Origin of the sequence: Dactylosporangium salmoneum (genome assembly GCF_039532525.1) — a bacterium.
Lineage (GTDB): Bacteria > Actinomycetota > Actinomycetes > Mycobacteriales > Micromonosporaceae > Dactylosporangium > Dactylosporangium salmoneum.
In genome coordinates this window covers 13,622-29,209 of sequence record NZ_BAAARV010000005.1, presented here as the reverse complement: position 1 = coordinate 29,209, position 15,588 = coordinate 13,622, and the positions used below count along the sequence as shown (strand labels likewise).

The window sequence follows — 15,588 nt, the reverse complement described above, 5'->3', positions numbered from 1 at the left end:
GTGGATCCCGAGACGGTGCTGGTCGACTACTCGGGGCCGAACGTCGCCAAGGAGATGCACGTCGGGCACCTGCGCTCGACCGTCATCGGGGACGCGGCCGTGCGGGTGCTGACGTACCTCGGGCACCGGGTGATCCGGCAGAACCACCTCGGCGACTGGGGGACCAACTTCGGGCTGCTCATCGAGCACCGACTCGACAACAACGAGCCGGACGAGGACAACCTCACCGGCTTCTACGCGGCCGCGCGGCGGCGGTTCAACACCGACGACGACTTCCGGGCCCGGTCCCGGCGGCGGGCCATCCTGCTGCAGGACGGGGATCCCGGGACGGTCGCGGTGTGGCGCTCGTTCGGGGAGATCTCGCGGCGGTACCTCATGAGCGTCTACGCCCGGATGGACGTGCGCCTGCAGGAGGAGGACTTCGCGGGCGAGAGCACGTACGTGCCGGCGCTCGACGGGGTCGTGGCGGAGCTGCGGGGCAAGGGGCTGCTGCGGGAGAGCGACGGGGCCGAGTGCGCGTTCCCGGAGGGGTTCACCGGCCGCGACGGGGAGCCGCTGCCGCTCATCGTGCGCAAGAGCGACGGCGGCTACGGGTACGCCGCGACCGACCTCGCCGCGCTGCGGTACCGCACGCAGGAGCTGAAGGCGACGCGGCTGCTCTACGTCATCGGCGCGCCCCAGCGCCAGCACCTGGAGATGGTCTTCGCCGTGGGCCGGGCGGCCGGCTGGCTGGACCTGCCGGCGCGGGCCGAGCACGTGGCGTTCGGCTCGATGCTCGGGCCCGACGGCAAGCTGCTGCGCAGCCGGAACGGGGATGCGGTACGACTGACGGAACTGCTCGACGAGGCGGTCTCCCGGGCCAGTGCGCCCGAGATCGGCATCGGCGCGCTCAAGTACGCGGACCTGTCGTCCGACCGGATCAAGGACAGCGTCTTCGACGTCGACCGGATGCTGTCGCTGATCGGGAACACCGGGCCGTACCTGCAGTTCGCCCACGTGCGGGCCCGCTCGATCCTGCGCAAGGCGGCCGAGGACGGGCTTGGCCCGGGCGCATTCGCGGTGGCCGAGCCGGCGGAGCACGCGCTCGCCGTGGAGCTGCTCGGCTTCCCCGGCGCCGTCGAGCAGGCCGGGGCGACGCTCGAGTTCCACCGGCTCACCGGCTACCTGCACGGGCTCGCCACCGCGTTCACCACGTTCGTCGAGTCGTGCCCGGTGCTGCGCGCGCCGGAACCGGTCCGGGACAGCCGGCTGGCGCTGTGCGAGCTGGCCGCGCGCACGCTGCGCACAGGCCTCGATCTCGTCGGGATCCGGACGCCCGATCGGATGTGAACGCGCCGAACTGGCCGGACGCTGTTACCGTCGGCGATGAGGACCCCTACCCCAAGGAGCATTTCATCGTGCGACGGCTACTGTCCGTGGTAATCCTTGCCGCGCTCGTGGGCACCTCGGCGGCCTGCTCGCAGTCCGACGACAAGACGACGACGGCGTCCAGCGCCGCGACCTCGCCCAGTCCGAGCGCCAGCCCGAGCCCGACCGTGGACGTGCAGGCCAACACCAAGCAGGTCTGCGAGAAGGCCAAGACGATCCTCACCGCGGACGCGGCGAAGCCGATCGGCACGCAGATCGGCCTCATGATCCAGGCCCGGCAGTCGGGCAACAAGGCGGCCGAGCAGCAGGCGATGGCCAAGGCCAAGGAACTGGCCGACGGCCTGGCCCAGCAGGCCCGCGACCTCAAGGCCGAGGCGGCCGACACGAAGCTGCAGACGGCCCTGGACAAGGCGGCCGACGGCATCGCGCTGTTCGGCTCGCCCGACTACCTGAAGAACATCAACTCGATCAACGACATGAGCAAGCTGACCACCGACATCTCGGCGGCGGTCGGTGACCTCGAAACGGCCTGCAACGCGTGAGCCCGCACTCACAGCCCGGCGAACGTTGCCGGGCTGTGGCAGGCTCTCGGGCGTGGTAGATCCGTCGGGTGTCTCCACCCTGGACGAGCTCGGAGGGCTCCTGCGCGACCTGCGGCGCCGGCAGGCAAGCCGGGTCCGCAGCTCGCCGCTGACCTTCGGCGAGCTCGCCGTGCGCACCGGCTGGCCGCACGCGGCCATCGGGGCGTACTTCGCCGGGCGGGCGCTGCCCCCGGCCGACCGGCTCGACGCGCTGCTGCGGCTGCTCGGGGCGAGCCCGGCCGAGTGCGGAGCGTTCGCCTCCGCGCGGTCCCGGATCGAGTCCGTGCCGTCCGGCAGCGGCGTCGCCGCGACGCCCCTGACGACGGACCATCAGCTTCCGGATGCGCCCGCGGGCTTTGCCGGCCGGGCCGGCGCGATCGCCCGGCTCGACGCGCTGCTGCCCGGCGCCCGGGCACTCGTCATCGGCGGCCCGGCCGGCGTCGGCAAGACCGCGCTCGCCATCCACTATGGACACCGGGTGGCCGACCGGTTCCCCGACGGGGTACTGCTCGTGTCGCTGCGCGGTTGCGACCCGGACGGCCCGCTGCCGGCCGCCGAGGCGCTGCGGATGCTGCTGGAGGCGCTCGGGGTGGCGCCCGCGGACATGCCGCTGGGGGTGGCGGCGCGCACCGGGATGTACCGCGCGCTGACCGCCCGCCGCGGCGTGCTGGTCGTGCTCGACGACGCCGCCGGCCCGGCCCAGGTCCGGCCGCTGCTGCCGGCCGCGGGGGACAGCGCCGCGCTGGTCACCGGGCGGGCCGACCTGTCCCGGCTGGAGGAGCCCGGCCTGGTGCTGGGCGCGCTGGACCGCACCGAGGCGCGGGCGGTCCTGGCCGGGCGGATCGGGGCGGAGCGCACGGCGGCCGAGCCCGAGGCGGTCGACCGGATCATCACCGAGTGCGGCCGGCTGCCCATGGCGCTCGCCGTCGTCTCGGCCCGGGCCGCGCTGCACCCGTCGCTGTCGCTGGCGGCCGCGGCCGACGCCCTGGCCGAGGGCGGCGCGTTCGACTGGTCCTACGGGCTGCTCTCGCCGCCCGCGCGCCGGCTGTTCCACGGCTTCGGCGCGCACCCGGGCCCGGACCTGTCCGCGGCCGATGCGGCCGTCCTGATCGGACCGTCCGATGTGGACGCGCTGGCCGAGCTGGTGCGGGCGCAGCTGGTGTCGCAGGTGCGACCCGGGCGGTACGCCATGCACGCGCTCCTTCGCGAGCACGCCGCCGCCCGGATCGGGGACAAGGAGCGCGGGACGATGCAGGACCGGCTGGTCGAGCGCGGCCACGATCTCGCCGTGCTGGGCATGGCGATGCGGCGCGGCCGGTACCGCGACGCCTGGCGCATCGCCGACGCCATCGACGGCGAGCTCGACGCGGCCGGGCGCTGGGAGGACCGCATCGCCGCGCAGGAGATCGCGATCCGGGCCGCCGAGCGGCTCGGCGACGCGGCCCTGCTGGCCCGGGCGCAGCGGGCGCAGTCCGCCGCGTACCTGCGCACGGGGCAGCACGAGGCGGCGCTGCGCCGGCTGCGCGAGGCCGCCGACTGCTTCCAGGCCCAGGGCGACCCGGCCGCCGCGGCCCGGTGCCGGCAGGACCTCGCCGCGCTGCTGGAGTCGATGGCCCGCTTCCCCGAGGCGATCGTGCACGACGAGCTGGCCCTGGCCCTGTTCCGCCGGGCCGGCGACCGGCCCGGATCGGCGGCGGCGCACGCCGCGGCCGCCTGGCACTACGCGCAGGCCGGCCGGGCGGCCGAGGCGGTCGCCCACGGCGAGGAGGCCCTGGGCCTGCACGGGGACGATCCGCACGCCTACGCCGTCGCGCTCGCCCACCTGGGGCGGGTGCACGCGGCGCTCGGCGACCGGGAGCGCTCGCTGGAGTGCTTCCGGGACGCGCTGGACCGCTTCGCCGAGCTGGGCGATCGGCTCGACGAGGCCGAGACCGCGACGCGGCTGGGCGACGCGCTGGAGGGCGCCCCGGCGATCGGCCTGTGGCGGCGCGCCCTGGCCATCTACGAGCGCCTGGACCACCCGGCCGCGGCGACGGTGGCGGCCCGGCTGGGTTTCTAGCCTGCCATTGCCGCGCTGAACGCCCGCATCAACGTGGCGAGCTGCTCAGGATCGCCATCGGGGTCCTCGGGGTGCCATTGCACGCCGAGCGCCCAGCCCGCGGTGCCCTCGAAAGCCTCGACGACTCCGTCCGACGCGGTCGCGCTGACCCGAAGGCCGGCACCGATGGCATCGACGGCCTGGTGGTGCCCGGAGCGGACCTGCAGCGTCGCACGCCCGTAGATGCCGCTCAACAGCGTGCCCGGGATGATCTCGATGCCGTGCGTTGTCATCGTCGAGTTGTCCGACTGAACGTTGTGCACCGTCCCGGGGCCCAGATCCTGGATCAGCGACCCGCCTGCGGCAACGTTGAGCACCTGCATGCCGCGGCAGATTCCCAGAATCGGCAGACCGGAGCCGAGCGCGGCCCGGGCCAGTCCGAGCTCGAAGGCGTCGGCGGCGGCGTCGAGGCCGTAAAGGTTCTTCACCCGGCGTTGCTGTCCATAGGTGGCGGGATCCAGGTCACCGCCGCCGAGGATGAGGACGCCGTCCGCGTCGCGCACCAGCTCCGCCGGATCGCCGGCCGGACGGGCCGCGTCTACGAACGTGACCTCCGCTCCGGCCGCTTCCGCCGCTGAGGCCGCGTTCTTCGCCAGGGTGTGCAGGAACTGCCTGAGCCAGTCGGAGCTCTGCGCCGCATCCATCGAATAGGACGCGACAAGCCGGCCCCGGCGCCTCGCGGCAGCTGCTGGGGAGGACTCTGCTTGAGGCATGACGCTCCTTCGACCACGACCGGAAGCCGAAACCTACAACATCCGGCGTTCCTCGAGCATCGGGCCGACGCAGTCGTTGTGCTGGTTCTTGGCACCGCGGACCTGGCAGGGAGGCCCCCCAGGGGCCGACCGGTCACTGACGGGAGCAACGGCCCCTGGTTGCACGGACCGGAGCCATGCGGCATCTCAGTATCGGAATCGTCCGACCAGTTGCTGCAGGTGACCGGCCATCGTGGCCAGCTCCGCGGTCGCCGTGCGCGACTGCCCCATGCCGCCGCTCGTCGTCCGCGACGCCTCGGCCACCCCCTTGATGGTGGAGGCGATCTCGTCCGTGCCGACCGCGGCCTGAGCGACGTTGCGGCTGATCTCGCCGGTCGTCGCCGTCTGCTCCTCGACGGCCGCCGCGATCGTGGTCTGGTACTGGCTGATCTCGCCGATCACCGTGCTGATCTCGCCGATCGAGGTGGCCGCGGCGCGCGCGTCGGCCTGGATGGCGCCCACCCGGCCGGCGATGCCCTCGGTGGCCTTCGCCGTCTCCTGGGCCAGCTCCTTCACCTCGTTGGCGACCACGGCGAAGCCCTTGCCGGCCTCGCCCGCCCGGGCCGCCTCGATGGTGGCGTTCAGGGCGAGGAGGTTGGTCTGCTCGGCGATCGAGGTGATGAGCTTGAGCACGTTGCCGATCTCGGTCGACGAGCCGTCCAGCTGGGCCACCGTGCCCGACGCCGTCTCGGCCGCGCGGACCGCGGCGGCGGCGACGCTCGCGGCCTGGGCCGCCGACTGGGCGATCTCGCGGATGGAGGCGGACATCTCCTCGGCGCCGGCGACCACGCTGTGCACGTTGCCGGCCACCCGGCCGGCCGAGGCGGCGACCTCGTCCGAGCGGGTCGAGGTGGTCTCGGCCGTGGTGGCGATCTCCTCGCTGGTCGCGGCGAGCCGACCGGCCGCGCCGGCCACCCCGGCGGCGGTGCCGGCCACCTCGCGGACGGTCTCCCGGGTGCGGGCGGTGGCCGCGTCCAGCGCGTCGGACATGCGGCCGATCTCGTCGCGGCCCCCGGTGGCGGCCAGCCCGGTCAGGTCGCCCTCGGCCATCGCGGACAGCACCGTGCCGACCCGGCGCAGCGGCACGACGATGCGCCGCACGGTGTAGGCGGCGAGCGCGGCGCCGAGCAGCACGCCGGCGCCGAGCGCGGTGACGAGCATGGCGGTGGCCCGGTGGTAGTCCTGGCGGGCCGCGGCCACGCGGGCGGTCGCCTCGTCGGACTCGGCCTTGGCCGCGGTGTCCAGGGCGCTCATCGCCTCGGCCATGAGCGCGTTGGCCTTGTCGGTGGCCACCTTGTCGAAGGTGACGAGGTCGCCGTTGCGCGCGGCCTGCAACTGCTCGCCGTCGCGGACCTGGATGTACTGCGCCCAGTCGGCCTCGAACTCCCGCACCGCGCCGGGGTCGGTCGCGTTGGGCAGGTAGGCGGCGGCGCCCGCGGCCACGGCGTTGTCGGCCGTGTTGAGCTTCTGCTCGGCCGCCGCCTTGTCCGGCGACAGGGCCACGTCGCGGATCGCGATGCGGGCGGTGAGCGCCTCCGCGCGCAGGCTGGCCAGCTGCAGCGACGGGCGGAGGTTCTGCTGCTCGATGGCCTCGCCGTGCGCGTAGACGGTGGCCAGGCTGGAGACGCCGACGAAGCCGGCCACGACGGCGGCGACGGTGAACAGGCCGCAGGTCATCAGGATCTTGACCGCGACGGGCCGATCGTCGAACCAGCGCATGCTCGTGTCCTCCTGCAGCAGATACCTCCCCGGCGGTCTGATCGACGCACCCGGCCTGCGGTGAAGGATTTCCGGGCATGCCGACCCGCCATCGAGCGGGTTTAATTCACCGCATGGACCCCGAAGCACCCGGCTGGGCGGCCATCGACGCGGCGCTCGCGCGGCTGTATCCCGGCGTCGCATCCCGCTTCGCCCGCGGCCACGACCCCCTGGAGGGCGTCGCCTTCTTCCCGCGGCTGGAGCCGATCCCGCACTGGCACGCCATCTCGTACGGTATGAGCGAGCTCTACGGCAAGGAGACCGACGACCCGGAGGAGTCCGGCTGGGGCTTCGAGTTCACGTTCCGGATCGCCCGCGGGCCGGCCGAGACCGAGCCGCCGATGTGGGCCGCCAACTTCCTGCAGAACCTGGCGCGGTACGTCTACCAGACCGGAAACTGGTTCGAGCCGAACCACCACATGGACCTCAACGGCCCGATCGCCCTGGACCGCGACACGCTCATCCGGGCGGTCGTCTTCGCCGAGGACCCGGAGCTCGGCACGATCGCGACGGCGAACGGCACCGTGCAGTTCCTGCAGGTCGTCGGGATCACCCTGGACGAGTACGAGGCGACCCAGGCCTGGAGCGTCCGCGGCTTCCTGGAGCTGCTGGCCCGGCGCATCCCGCTGCTCGTCACCGACCTGGACCGGGCGTCGGTGGCCGACGAGCCGGAGGTGGCCGAGGCGGTCGAGGAGGGCCGGCGGGTCGACGGGTCGGCCACCGCCACCCTGGCCCTGGCCGAGTTCGGCTGGCGCCCCGACGGCGACCTGGTGCGCCTGGTGCTGGGCGCGCACGTGGCCCCGCGGGTCGCGCAGACGCTGCTGGGCCGCCTGCCGTTCGGCCGCACGCTACGCCTGGACGGGCCGGAGAGCAGCGTGGAGTTCTCGTCCGGCAGCTTCTTCGTCGGCACCGAGGAGGACGCCGAGGACCAGCTCCAGGTCGTGCTGACCGGGGAGGCCCTGGACGGGCTCGTGGCGGTGCTGGTGCCCGTCGTCGGGGTCCGGGCCCCGGCCGGCGCCGAGCCGCTGGTGGTGGAGATCGTTCGCTCACAGATCCGCGATCCCGGGGGCAACATCGTGCGGACGGTCGGCTAGCGCAATTAGGTTGGGATCGTGACGTACAACGCCGATCCCTCGCGTTATGAGCAGATGCCTTACCGGCGCACCGGGCGCAGCGGCCTGAAGCTGCCGGCCGTCTCCCTCGGCCTGTGGCACAACTTCGGCCACGACCGGCCGCTGGACGGCCACCGCGCGCTCGTCCGGCGCGCCTTCGACCTGGGCATCACGCACTTCGACCTGGCCAACAACTATGGGCCGCCGTACGGCTCGGCGGAGGAGAACTTCGGCCGCGTGATGGCCACCGACCTCCGCCCGTACCGCGACGAGCTGGTCATCTCGACCAAGGCCGGCTACGACATGTGGCCGGGTCCCTACGGCGAGTGGGGGTCGCGCAAGTACCTGCTGGCGAGCCTCGACCAGAGCCTTCAGCGGATGGGCCTGGAGTACGTCGACATCTTCTACTCGCACCGCTTCGATCCCGAGACGCCGCTGGAAGAGACGATGGGCGCCCTGGACGCGGCGGTGCGCCAGGGCAAGGCGCTGTACGTCGGCGTCTCCTCCTACTCGCCGGCCAAGACCGCCGAGGCCGCGGCGATCCTGCGGCGGCTGGGCACCCCGGCCCTCATCCACCAGCCGTCGTACTCGATGCTCAACCGCTGGATCGAGGACGAGCTCCTCGACGTGCTCGAGCGCGAGGGCATCGGCTGCATCACCTTCTCGCCCCTGGCCCAGGGCATGCTGACCGACCGGTACCTCAACGGCGTGCCCGAGGGCTCGCGGGCCAGCGAGAACAGCTCCCTGTCGCAGGACTGGCTGACCTCGGAGAACCTCGTGAAGATCCGTTCTCTGAACGAGATCGCGGCCGCCCGCGGGCAGAGCCTGGCCCAGATGGCCCTGGCCTGGACGCTGCGCGACCCGCGGGTCACCTCCACGCTCCTCGGCGTGAGCAGCGTGCGCCAGCTGGAGGACAACGTGGCGGCGCTGGCCAACCTGGAGTTCTCGGCGGCCGAGCTGGCCGCGATCGACAAGCACGCGACGGAGTCCGGCATCAATCTCTGGGCCCGCTCCAGCACGGATTAGCCGATCTCGATTCCGATCACGGCGGCGGCCCTTGTGGCCGCCGCCGTTTTGCTTTAACGTTCAGCCGCAACAGCGAAGTTAACTACAGTTACCGAGTCTGTTGCGCGCGCTCCGGCACCGGGGTGCCGGGCTGAGCTTCCCCGCCCTGGTGTCGGCACCACACACCCCCGTCACGCAAGCGGAAAGGATCCGCGATGCGCACAACGTCCCTGGTCCTGAGCGCGGTCATGGCCACCGCCGCGACCGTCACCGCCGGCGCCCTGGCCTCCGCCAGCAGCGCCGACTCTGTACCGAGCTCCGATGTGTCGCCTGTCGTGTTCAGCGCGATGCAGCGCGACCTGCGTCTCACCCCCGCGCAGGCCCGCAACCGCCTCACCAACGAGTCCCGCGCCGCCGCGGTGCAGCAGGTGCTGCGCCGCACCCTGGGCGCGGCCTACGCCGGCACGTGGCTGTCCACCGACCCTGAGGCGGCCACCGTGACGGTCGCCCTGACCGACCCGGCCGGCGCCGCGTCGGTCAGGGCCCTGGGTGCGACCCCGCGCCTGGTCACGCGCTCCACGGCCGACCTCGACCGCGTGGTCTCCGCCCTGGACCGCACGGCACCGCCCGCCGTCATCAAGGGTTGGTACTCCGACGAGCCCACCAACCAGGTCGTGGTCCTCAGCAGCACCGGCGCCGACGGGGGCTTCGTCGCCCGCGCCGGCGTGGACCGGGCCGCCGTGCGGGTCGAGCGGACGGCGGAGAGCCCGCGCCCGTACATCGACGTCATCGGCGGCAACGCCTACTACATCGGCAGCGGCACCCGCTGCTCGATCGGCTTCTCCGTGGTCGGCGGCTTCGTCTCGGCCGGTCACTGCGGCACGGCCGGCGCCCGCACGAGCCAGCCCGCGGGCACCTTCCGCGGCTCGAGCTTCCCCGGCAACGACTACTCGTGGGTCCAGGTCGACGCCGGCAACACCCCGCGCGGCCTGGTGAACAACTACAGCGGCGGCACGGTCGCCGTGGCCGGCTCGACGGAGGCCGCCGTCGGCTCCTCGGTCTGCCGCTCCGGCTCCACCACGGGCTGGCACTGCGGCACGATCCAGCAGAAGAACGCGTCGGTGACGTACGCCGAGGGCACCGTCACCGGCCTCGTGCGCACCAACGCCTGCGCCGAGCCCGGCGACTCCGGCGGCTCGTGGCTCTCCGGCGCCCAGGCCCAGGGCGTCACCTCGGGCGGCTCGGGCAACTGCACGAGCGGCGGCGTCATGTACTTCCAGCCGGTCAACGAGATCCTCCAGGCCTACGGCCTGACCCTGCTGACCACCGGTACCAACCCGACCCCGACTCCCACCGGTACGGGGACGGGTACCCCGCCCCAGGGCGGCACGTGGGCCCCGAACACGGCGTACGCGACCGGGGCAACGGTCACGTACGGCGGCGCGACCTATCGCTGCCTGCAGGCCCACACGTCCCAGGTCGGGTGGGAACCCCCGAATGTCCCGGCCCTATGGGCGCGGGCCTGAGACCTGCATCGAGGGAGGGGTAAAAGGACGGGCCCGGCATCTGGCGAGCCGGGCCCGTCCGTCTCCCCGTCACAGCCCTGCGAGCAGGGCGTCCACGGCGTAGCTGAACCTCGCGGCGTCGTCCGTGCCGGCGCCCGTTCGCGCGGCCCGCAGCAGCAGGGGATAACGGGACTCGTCCAGGGTGGCGAGCCAGGCGGGGGAGCCCGCGTCGGCCTCGCCCGGCGTGATGGCCACCTCCGCCGCCGTGTGGCCCAGGACGAACAGCGTCAGGGCGTTCAGGGCGTCGACCGCCCGGGCCAGCGGGAAGCCTGCCGCGGTCAGCACGCGCAGGCCCGCCTCCACGCCGTCCAGCGTCGCCGGGGTGACGGCCGGGCGGACGACCGCCGGCAGGATGCCCGGGTGACGTAGCAGCGCCGCCCGCAGGTCGTGGGCGTAGTCGCACAGGTGGGTGCGCCAGTCCTCGCCCGGCCGCCCTTCCCTCGCCGCCGACGTGAACAGGCGCTCCACCATGCCGTCGATCAGGGCGTCCTTGTTGGGGACGTAGTGGTACAGCGTCATGGCCTCCACGCCCAGGCGGGCGCCCAGGGCCCGCATGGTCAGGGCCGGCAGGCCGGACTCGTCGACGAGGGCCAGGGCGGTGTCCAGGACCTGCTCGCGGGTCAGGCCGGCGCGCTCGCCGCGCTGGCGTTTCGGGGGCACGGGATCCTCCGGTTGACGTTTCTTACGGCGTAAGTCTACAGTGGGCGCGTCAAACTTACGTTGTAAGAATCGGAGTGGCGCCATGGACGCGAACAAGCAGGTCGTCGACGGGTTCTTCCGGGCCGTGACCGAGCGGCGGATGGAGGACTGGGGGGACTACCTCGCGGCCGACGTGATCGACCACAACAAGATCATCTTCGGCGAGGAGGACGCTCCCGGCGCCGCGTTCGAGGGGTTCCGCCAGCAGCTCGAGGCGTTCGGGGAGGGCGGGATGTACGCCCAGCAGCTGATCGCCGAGGGGGACACCGTCGTGGCGCGGGTGCTCGTGCGCGGGACGCACACCGGTTACCACCCGCGGATGCCCGCGCCGACCGGCCGGTCGTGCGAGGTCGAGCAGATCTGGATCATGACCGTGACGGGTGGGAGGATCACGGAGATCCGGGCGGTCAGCGACCGGTTGGGGATGTTCCTGCAGCTCGGGTGGGACTGGCCGACGGCCGGCTAATGCCGTCCCTCGGCACCGGCCAGCGTGCCGATGACGATGCTCACGGCGATGAAGGCGAGCACCCCGAAGACGGCCAGCCAGGCGCGGCGGTGGCCGAAGTTCACCGTCCAGCCCAGGCCCAGTCGCTTGGGCACGATCAAATTGGGGTCGTCCGGGTTGGCGTAGATGAAGCCGTACCAGCCGCGGTCGTCGCGGCTGGGGCGGGCGCTGATCGGGGCGCCGCGCCGGTTGACCGGGATGACGACTACGGCCAGCGCGACCACGGCGACGATCAGCGCGACGGCGAGCAGCTGGGCGAGCACCGGATGCGTCATCTCTCTAGAGTCCCACTCGCGGAGCCGAGGGTCGAGCGCGCTCGCAGGAAAGCGCGCTCGGCCTCGTTGCCGGCCAGCTCGGCCGCGGCGTCGTACTCGGCCCGGGCCTCGGCGTCGCGGCCCGCGCGGCGCAGGAGGTCCGCGCGCACGGCGTGCAGCACGTGGTACCGCGGCAACCGCAGCCCCTCGATCAGCCGCAGCCCGGCGTCGGGCCCGTCGAGCTCGGCCACCGCGACCGCGCGGTTGAGCTCGACGACGGGGGACGGCGCCACGGCCATGAGCTGGTCGTACAGCCGGGCGATCTGCGCCCAGTCGGTGTCCTCGGCCCGGGCGGCGTCGGTGTGCACGGCGTTGATCGCCGCCTGGATCTGGTACGGCCCGGGCCGGTCGCGCCGCAGGCACTCGCGCACGATGCCGTGGCCCTCCTCGATCGCCGCCCGGTCCCACCGGGAGCGGTCCTGCTCGGGCAGCGGCACCAGGGCGCCCGCCGCGTCGACCCGGGCCGGGCGCCGGGCGGCGGCCAGCAGCATGAGGGCCAGCAGGCCGGCCACCTCGGGCTCATCGGGCATGAGGCCGTGCAGCATCCGGGCCTGGCGGATCGCCTCGGCGCACAGGTCGTCGCGCACGAGCGCGCCGCCGGAGCTGGCCGCGTAGCCCTCGTTGAAGATGAGGTACAGCACGGCCAGCACGGCGGCGAGGCGGTCCGGCAGCTCGGCCGGGCGGGGCACGCGGTACGGGATGCCCGCGTCCCTGATCTTGTTCTTGGCCCGCACGATCCGCTGGGCGAGGGTCGCCTCGGGGACCAGCAGGGCGCGCGCGATCTCCGGCGTGGACAGGCCGCCGAGCAGCCGCAGCGTGAGCGCGACCTGCGCGTGCCGGGCGAGGGCCGGGTGGCAGCAGGTGAAGATCAAGGACAGGCGGTCGGCCGGTTCTTCGCCAGGTGCGTTGTGGAGCAGATCCGCCTCGAAGTGCTTCTCCATGCGCTTCGCCTCGCGCCGCAGCCGGTCGACGGCGTGGTGGCGGGCGGTGGTGATGATCCAGCCGGCGGGGCTGGGGGGCGGGCCCTCCTGCGGCCAGCGGCGCAGGGCGGCCGCGAACGCCTCCTGGACCGCCTCCTCGGCGAGGTCGATGTCGCCGAAGCTGCGGACCAGCACGGCGACCGCGCGGCCGTACTCCTCGCGGAAGACCCGCTCCACCTCCCGGCTCATCGGAAGGGTCGCACCTCGATCGGCAGCGAGGTGGCCGCCACCGCCCGGCGGGCCCACTCCAGCGCCTCGTCGAGGTCGGCGCAGCGCAGGACCATGAGCCCCCCGATGTGCTCCTTGCCCTCGGCGAACGGCCCGTCGGTGACCAGCACGTCGTCGCCCTTGGGGCGCAGCAGGGTGGCGCTGGACGGCGGGTGCACCCCGCCGCTGAACACCCACACCCCGGCCTCCTTCACCTCCCGGTCCAGCTGCTCGACCCGGGCCGCGATCTTCGCCATCTCCTCGGGCGCGGGCGGCTCGCCGGTGCTCGGCTCGACGACGGTGAGCAGGTACTGCTTCATCTCATCCTCCAAGGTGGCCGTTCTCTTGCCCCATGTACGAACGAGGCGTCACGGAATCGACACGGCGCCAGTATTCTTTTTCGCGGTCGTTAGCCTCGAGAAGGAGTCGACGTGAGCGAGACGCTGGAGTTCCAGGCCGAGGCCAGGCAGCTGCTGCAGCTGATGGTGCACTCGATCTACTCCAACAAGGACATCTTCCTGCGCGAGCTGATCTCCAACGCCTCCGACGCGCTGGACAAGCTCCGGCTGGAGTCGCTGGTCAACAAGGACCTCAGCGTCGACACCGGAGATCTGCACATCGCGCTCGAGGTCGACAAGGACCAGCGCACGCTCACGGTCCGGGACAACGGCATCGGCATGTCCCACGAGGACGTCGTCTCGCTGATCGGCACGATCGCCAAGTCGGGCACCGCGGAGCTGCTGCGCAAGCTGCGGGAATCGCCCGAACAACAGCAGCGGGCGGAGCTCATCGGGCAGTTCGGCGTCGGTTTCTACTCGACGTTCATGGTGGCCGACCGGGTGACGCTGGTGACCCGCAAGGCGGGTGAGAGCCAGGGCACCCGGTGGGAGTCGGCGGGTGAAGGAACGTACGAGATCGAGTCCCTCGACGACGCTCCCCAGGGCACCGCGGTCACGCTGCACCTCAAGGCGGAGGACAGCGAGGACCGGCTGTTCGACTACACGGCGGAATGGAAGATCCGGGAGATCGTCAAGAAGTACTCGGACTTCATCGCCTGGCCCATTCGCCTCGACGGCGCCGACACCCCGCTGAACTCGATGAAGGCGCTCTGGGCGCGGCCGCGCAGCGAGGTGGCCGACGAGGAGTACCACGAGTTCTACAAGCACGTCAGCCACGACTGGACCGACCCGTTCGAGACCATTCACATGCGCGGCGAGGGCACCTTCGAATACGAGGCGCTGCTGTTCATTCCGGCCCGCGCGCCGTTCGACCTCTACACCCGCGACGGCAAGCGCGGGGTGCAGCTCTACGTCAAGCGCGTGTTCATCATGGACGACTGCGAGGCGCTCACCCCGCGGTACCTCCGATTCGTGAAGGGCGTCGTCGACGCGCACGACCTGTCGCTCAACATTTCCCGCGAGATCCTGCAGCAGGACCGCCAGATCCAGGTCGTGCAGCGGCGCCTGGTGAAGAAGGTGCTGAGCACCCTGCGGGAGATCAAGGACAAGGACCAGCAGCGGTACTCCACCTTCTGGGGCGAGTTCGGCCGCACCCTGAAGGAGGGCCTGCTCGACGACGCCGAGAATCGGGAGGCGCTGCTGGACCTGATCCTGCTCCCGTCCACGCACTCGCAGGAGCCGACGTCCATGCGCGAGTACGTGGAGCGGATGCAGGAGGGCCAGAGCGACATCTACTACATGACCGGCGAGTCGCGGGCCCACGTGGAGAACTCGCCGCACCTCGAGGCGTTCCTGGCCAAGGGCTACGAGGTGCTCATCCTCACCGACCCGGTCGACGAGGTGTGGGTGGAGCAGGTGACGCAGTACGACGAGCGGCCCCTGCAGTCCGTGGCCAAGGGGCAGGTGGACCTCGGCGCCGAGGAGATCGCGCCGGAGCGCAGCGAGGGCTTCGCGCCGCTGCTGGCCTGGCTCGGCACCACCCTGGAGAAGGACGTCAAGGAGGTGCGGCTCTCCACCCGGCTCACCACCTCGGCCGCCTGCATCGTCGGCGACGAGCACGACATGACGCCGACGCTGGAGCGGATGTACCGCGCGATGGGCCAGGAGATGCCGCACGTGAAGCGCATCCTCGAGCTCAACCCCGACCACCCGCTGGTCGGCGGCCTGCGCGAGGCCCACGCGGCCGACGCCTCGGCGGCGGGCCTGAACGAGACCGCGGAGCTGCTCTACGGCATCGCGCTGCTGTCGGAGGGCGGCGAGCTGGAAGACCCGTCCCGCTTCACCCGCCTCGTCGCCGAGCGTCTGGCCCGGACCCTGTGAGCGCGACCGAGGAGCTGCTGGCCGCCGAGCGGAGGCTCCAGGCGGCCCAGCTCGCGAGCGACGTCGAGGAGCTGGACTTGCTGGTCGACGAGCGCCTGGTCTTCACCGGACCCGACGGGAAGTTGTACGGCAAGCACGACGACCTCGCCGTGCACCGCAGCGGTCATCAGGTCATGACCCGGGTCGAGGAGGAGGACGTGCGGGTCCTCGTCGACGGGGACCTCGGCGTGACCTGGTTCCTGGGCCGGCTGGCCGGCACGTTCGGCGGCGAGGCCTTCGACTGGCGGATGCGGTACACCCGGACCTGGCACCGCGACGACGTGCACGGCTGGCGGATCGTGGCCGCGCACGGGAGCCCGGTGTAG

Annotated in this window: 15 protein-coding genes; 9 read left to right on the top strand and 6 right to left on the bottom strand. The window is 72.5% G+C overall.

Annotation, left to right across the window (positions count from 1 at the left end; genetic code table 11):
• The 3 genes from argS to ABD352_RS02860 form a co-directional block, all read left to right on the top strand.
• A partial coding sequence (gene argS / locus ABD352_RS02870) for an arginine--tRNA ligase (protein WP_344610602.1) occupies window positions 1-1,329 on the top strand: 1,329 nt, incomplete at its 5' end.
• A gap of 68 nt (window positions 1,330-1,397) precedes the next feature.
• Complete coding sequence (locus ABD352_RS02865) at window positions 1,398-1,910, top strand: hypothetical protein (protein ID WP_344610601.1); 513 nt, start codon at window positions 1,398-1,400, stop codon at window positions 1,908-1,910.
• A 52-nt stretch (window positions 1,911-1,962) separates the two neighbouring features.
• Window positions 1,963-4,008 (top strand): ATP-binding protein, encoded by a 2,046-nt coding sequence (locus ABD352_RS02860; RefSeq protein ID WP_344610600.1) that lies wholly within the window; start codon window positions 1,963-1,965, stop codon window positions 4,006-4,008.
• On the opposite strand, the gene ABD352_RS02855 is transcribed toward ABD352_RS02860, so the two are convergent.
• Together ABD352_RS02855 and ABD352_RS02850 are read right to left on the bottom strand one after the other, a co-directional pair.
• Window positions 4,005-4,691 carry a gamma-glutamyl-gamma-aminobutyrate hydrolase family protein gene (locus tag ABD352_RS02855; RefSeq protein ID WP_344610599.1) on the bottom strand — a complete coding sequence of 229 codons (687 nt, stop codon included), beginning with the start codon at window positions 4,689-4,691 and terminating at the stop codon, window positions 4,005-4,007. The two genes, ABD352_RS02860 and ABD352_RS02855, sit on opposite strands and share 4 nt — an antisense overlap.
• A 255-nt stretch (window positions 4,692-4,946) precedes the next feature.
• Window positions 4,947-6,518, bottom strand: coding sequence for a methyl-accepting chemotaxis protein (locus tag ABD352_RS02850; protein ID WP_344610598.1), 1,572 nt, complete (start codon window positions 6,516-6,518; stop codon window positions 4,947-4,949).
• A 113-nt stretch (window positions 6,519-6,631) separates the two neighbouring features.
• Between ABD352_RS02850 and ABD352_RS02845 the strand changes: the two genes are divergently transcribed.
• The 3 genes from ABD352_RS02845 (at window position 6,632) to ABD352_RS02835 (ending at window position 10,200) form a co-directional block, all read left to right on the top strand.
• A complete protein-coding gene (locus tag ABD352_RS02845) occupies window positions 6,632-7,651 on the top strand; it encodes a suppressor of fused domain protein (protein ID WP_344610597.1) in 1,020 nt (339 codons plus the stop codon).
• A 54-nt stretch (window positions 7,652-7,705) separates the two neighbouring features.
• Complete coding sequence (gene mgrA / locus ABD352_RS02840; protein ID WP_425553461.1) at window positions 7,706-8,695, top strand: L-glyceraldehyde 3-phosphate reductase; 990 nt, start codon at window positions 7,706-7,708, stop codon at window positions 8,693-8,695.
• A 194-nt stretch (window positions 8,696-8,889) separates the two neighbouring features.
• A complete protein-coding gene (locus ABD352_RS02835; RefSeq protein WP_344610595.1) occupies window positions 8,890-10,200 on the top strand; it encodes a carbohydrate-binding protein in 1,311 nt (436 codons plus the stop codon).
• 69 nt (window positions 10,201-10,269) lie between these two features.
• On the opposite strand, the gene ABD352_RS02830 is transcribed toward ABD352_RS02835, so the two are convergent.
• Window positions 10,270-10,899 (bottom strand): TetR/AcrR family transcriptional regulator C-terminal domain-containing protein, encoded by a 630-nt coding sequence (locus tag ABD352_RS02830; RefSeq protein WP_344610594.1) that lies wholly within the window; start codon window positions 10,897-10,899, stop codon window positions 10,270-10,272.
• Window positions 10,900-10,981: 82 nt separating this feature from the next.
• Here ABD352_RS02830 and ABD352_RS02825 point away from each other — a divergent pair, with 82 nt between their 5' ends.
• On the top strand, window positions 10,982-11,404 hold the full coding sequence (locus ABD352_RS02825) for an ester cyclase (RefSeq protein WP_344610593.1): 423 nt from the start codon (window positions 10,982-10,984) through the stop codon (window positions 11,402-11,404).
• Here ABD352_RS02825 and ABD352_RS02820 read toward each other — a convergent pair.
• From ABD352_RS02820 to ABD352_RS02810, 3 genes are read right to left on the bottom strand one after another with little or no spacing between them, the layout of a single operon-like run.
• Window positions 11,401-11,718 (bottom strand): DUF5808 domain-containing protein, encoded by a 318-nt coding sequence (locus ABD352_RS02820; RefSeq protein ID WP_344610592.1) that lies wholly within the window; start codon window positions 11,716-11,718, stop codon window positions 11,401-11,403. The genes ABD352_RS02825 and ABD352_RS02820 overlap by 4 nt on opposite strands.
• On the bottom strand, window positions 11,715-12,926 hold the full coding sequence (locus ABD352_RS02815) for an RNA polymerase sigma factor (protein WP_344610591.1): 1,212 nt from the start codon (window positions 12,924-12,926) through the stop codon (window positions 11,715-11,717). The genes ABD352_RS02820 and ABD352_RS02815 overlap by 4 nt, the downstream gene beginning before the upstream one ends.
• Window positions 12,923-13,264: a YciI family protein gene (locus ABD352_RS02810; RefSeq protein ID WP_344610590.1), complete on the bottom strand. Its 342-nt coding sequence runs from the start codon at window positions 13,262-13,264 to the stop codon at window positions 12,923-12,925. Before ABD352_RS02810 ends, ABD352_RS02815 begins: the two co-directional genes overlap by 4 nt.
• 111 nt (window positions 13,265-13,375) lie before the next feature.
• Between ABD352_RS02810 and htpG the strand changes: the two genes are divergently transcribed.
• The gene (gene htpG, locus ABD352_RS02805) at window positions 13,376-15,223 is read left to right on the top strand and encodes a molecular chaperone HtpG (RefSeq protein WP_344610589.1); all 1,848 of its coding nucleotides are present in this window, start codon (window positions 13,376-13,378) and stop codon (window positions 15,221-15,223) included.
• A complete protein-coding gene (locus tag ABD352_RS02800; protein WP_344610588.1) occupies window positions 15,220-15,588 on the top strand; it encodes a nuclear transport factor 2 family protein in 369 nt (122 codons plus the stop codon). Before htpG ends, ABD352_RS02800 begins: the two co-directional genes overlap by 4 nt.

What these genes read in the sequence shown, in the direction of transcription:
- mgrA (WP_425553461.1), top strand. Translation starts at nt 7,706, where the DNA reads ATGCCTTACCGGCGCACCGGGCGCAGCGGCCTGAAGCTGCCGGCCGTC.
- ABD352_RS02855 (WP_344610599.1), bottom strand. Translation starts at nt 4,691, where the DNA reads ATGGATGCGGCGCAGAGCTCCGACTGGCTCAGGCAGTTCCTGCACACC.
- ABD352_RS02845 (WP_344610597.1), top strand. Translation starts at nt 6,632, where the DNA reads ATGGACCCCGAAGCACCCGGCTGGGCGGCCATCGACGCGGCGCTCGCG.
- ABD352_RS02835 (WP_344610595.1), top strand. Translation starts at nt 8,890, where the DNA reads ATGCGCACAACGTCCCTGGTCCTGAGCGCGGTCATGGCCACCGCCGCG.
- ABD352_RS02825 (WP_344610593.1), top strand. Translation starts at nt 10,982, where the DNA reads ATGGACGCGAACAAGCAGGTCGTCGACGGGTTCTTCCGGGCCGTGACC.
- ABD352_RS02810 (WP_344610590.1), bottom strand. Translation starts at nt 13,264, where the DNA reads ATGAAGCAGTACCTGCTCACCGTCGTCGAGCCGAGCACCGGCGAGCCG.
- ABD352_RS02850 (WP_344610598.1), bottom strand. Translation starts at nt 6,518, where the DNA reads ATGCGCTGGTTCGACGATCGGCCCGTCGCGGTCAAGATCCTGATGACC.
- ABD352_RS02815 (WP_344610591.1), bottom strand. Translation starts at nt 12,926, where the DNA reads ATGAGCCGGGAGGTGGAGCGGGTCTTCCGCGAGGAGTACGGCCGCGCG.
- ABD352_RS02820 (WP_344610592.1), bottom strand. Translation starts at nt 11,718, where the DNA reads ATGACGCATCCGGTGCTCGCCCAGCTGCTCGCCGTCGCGCTGATCGTC.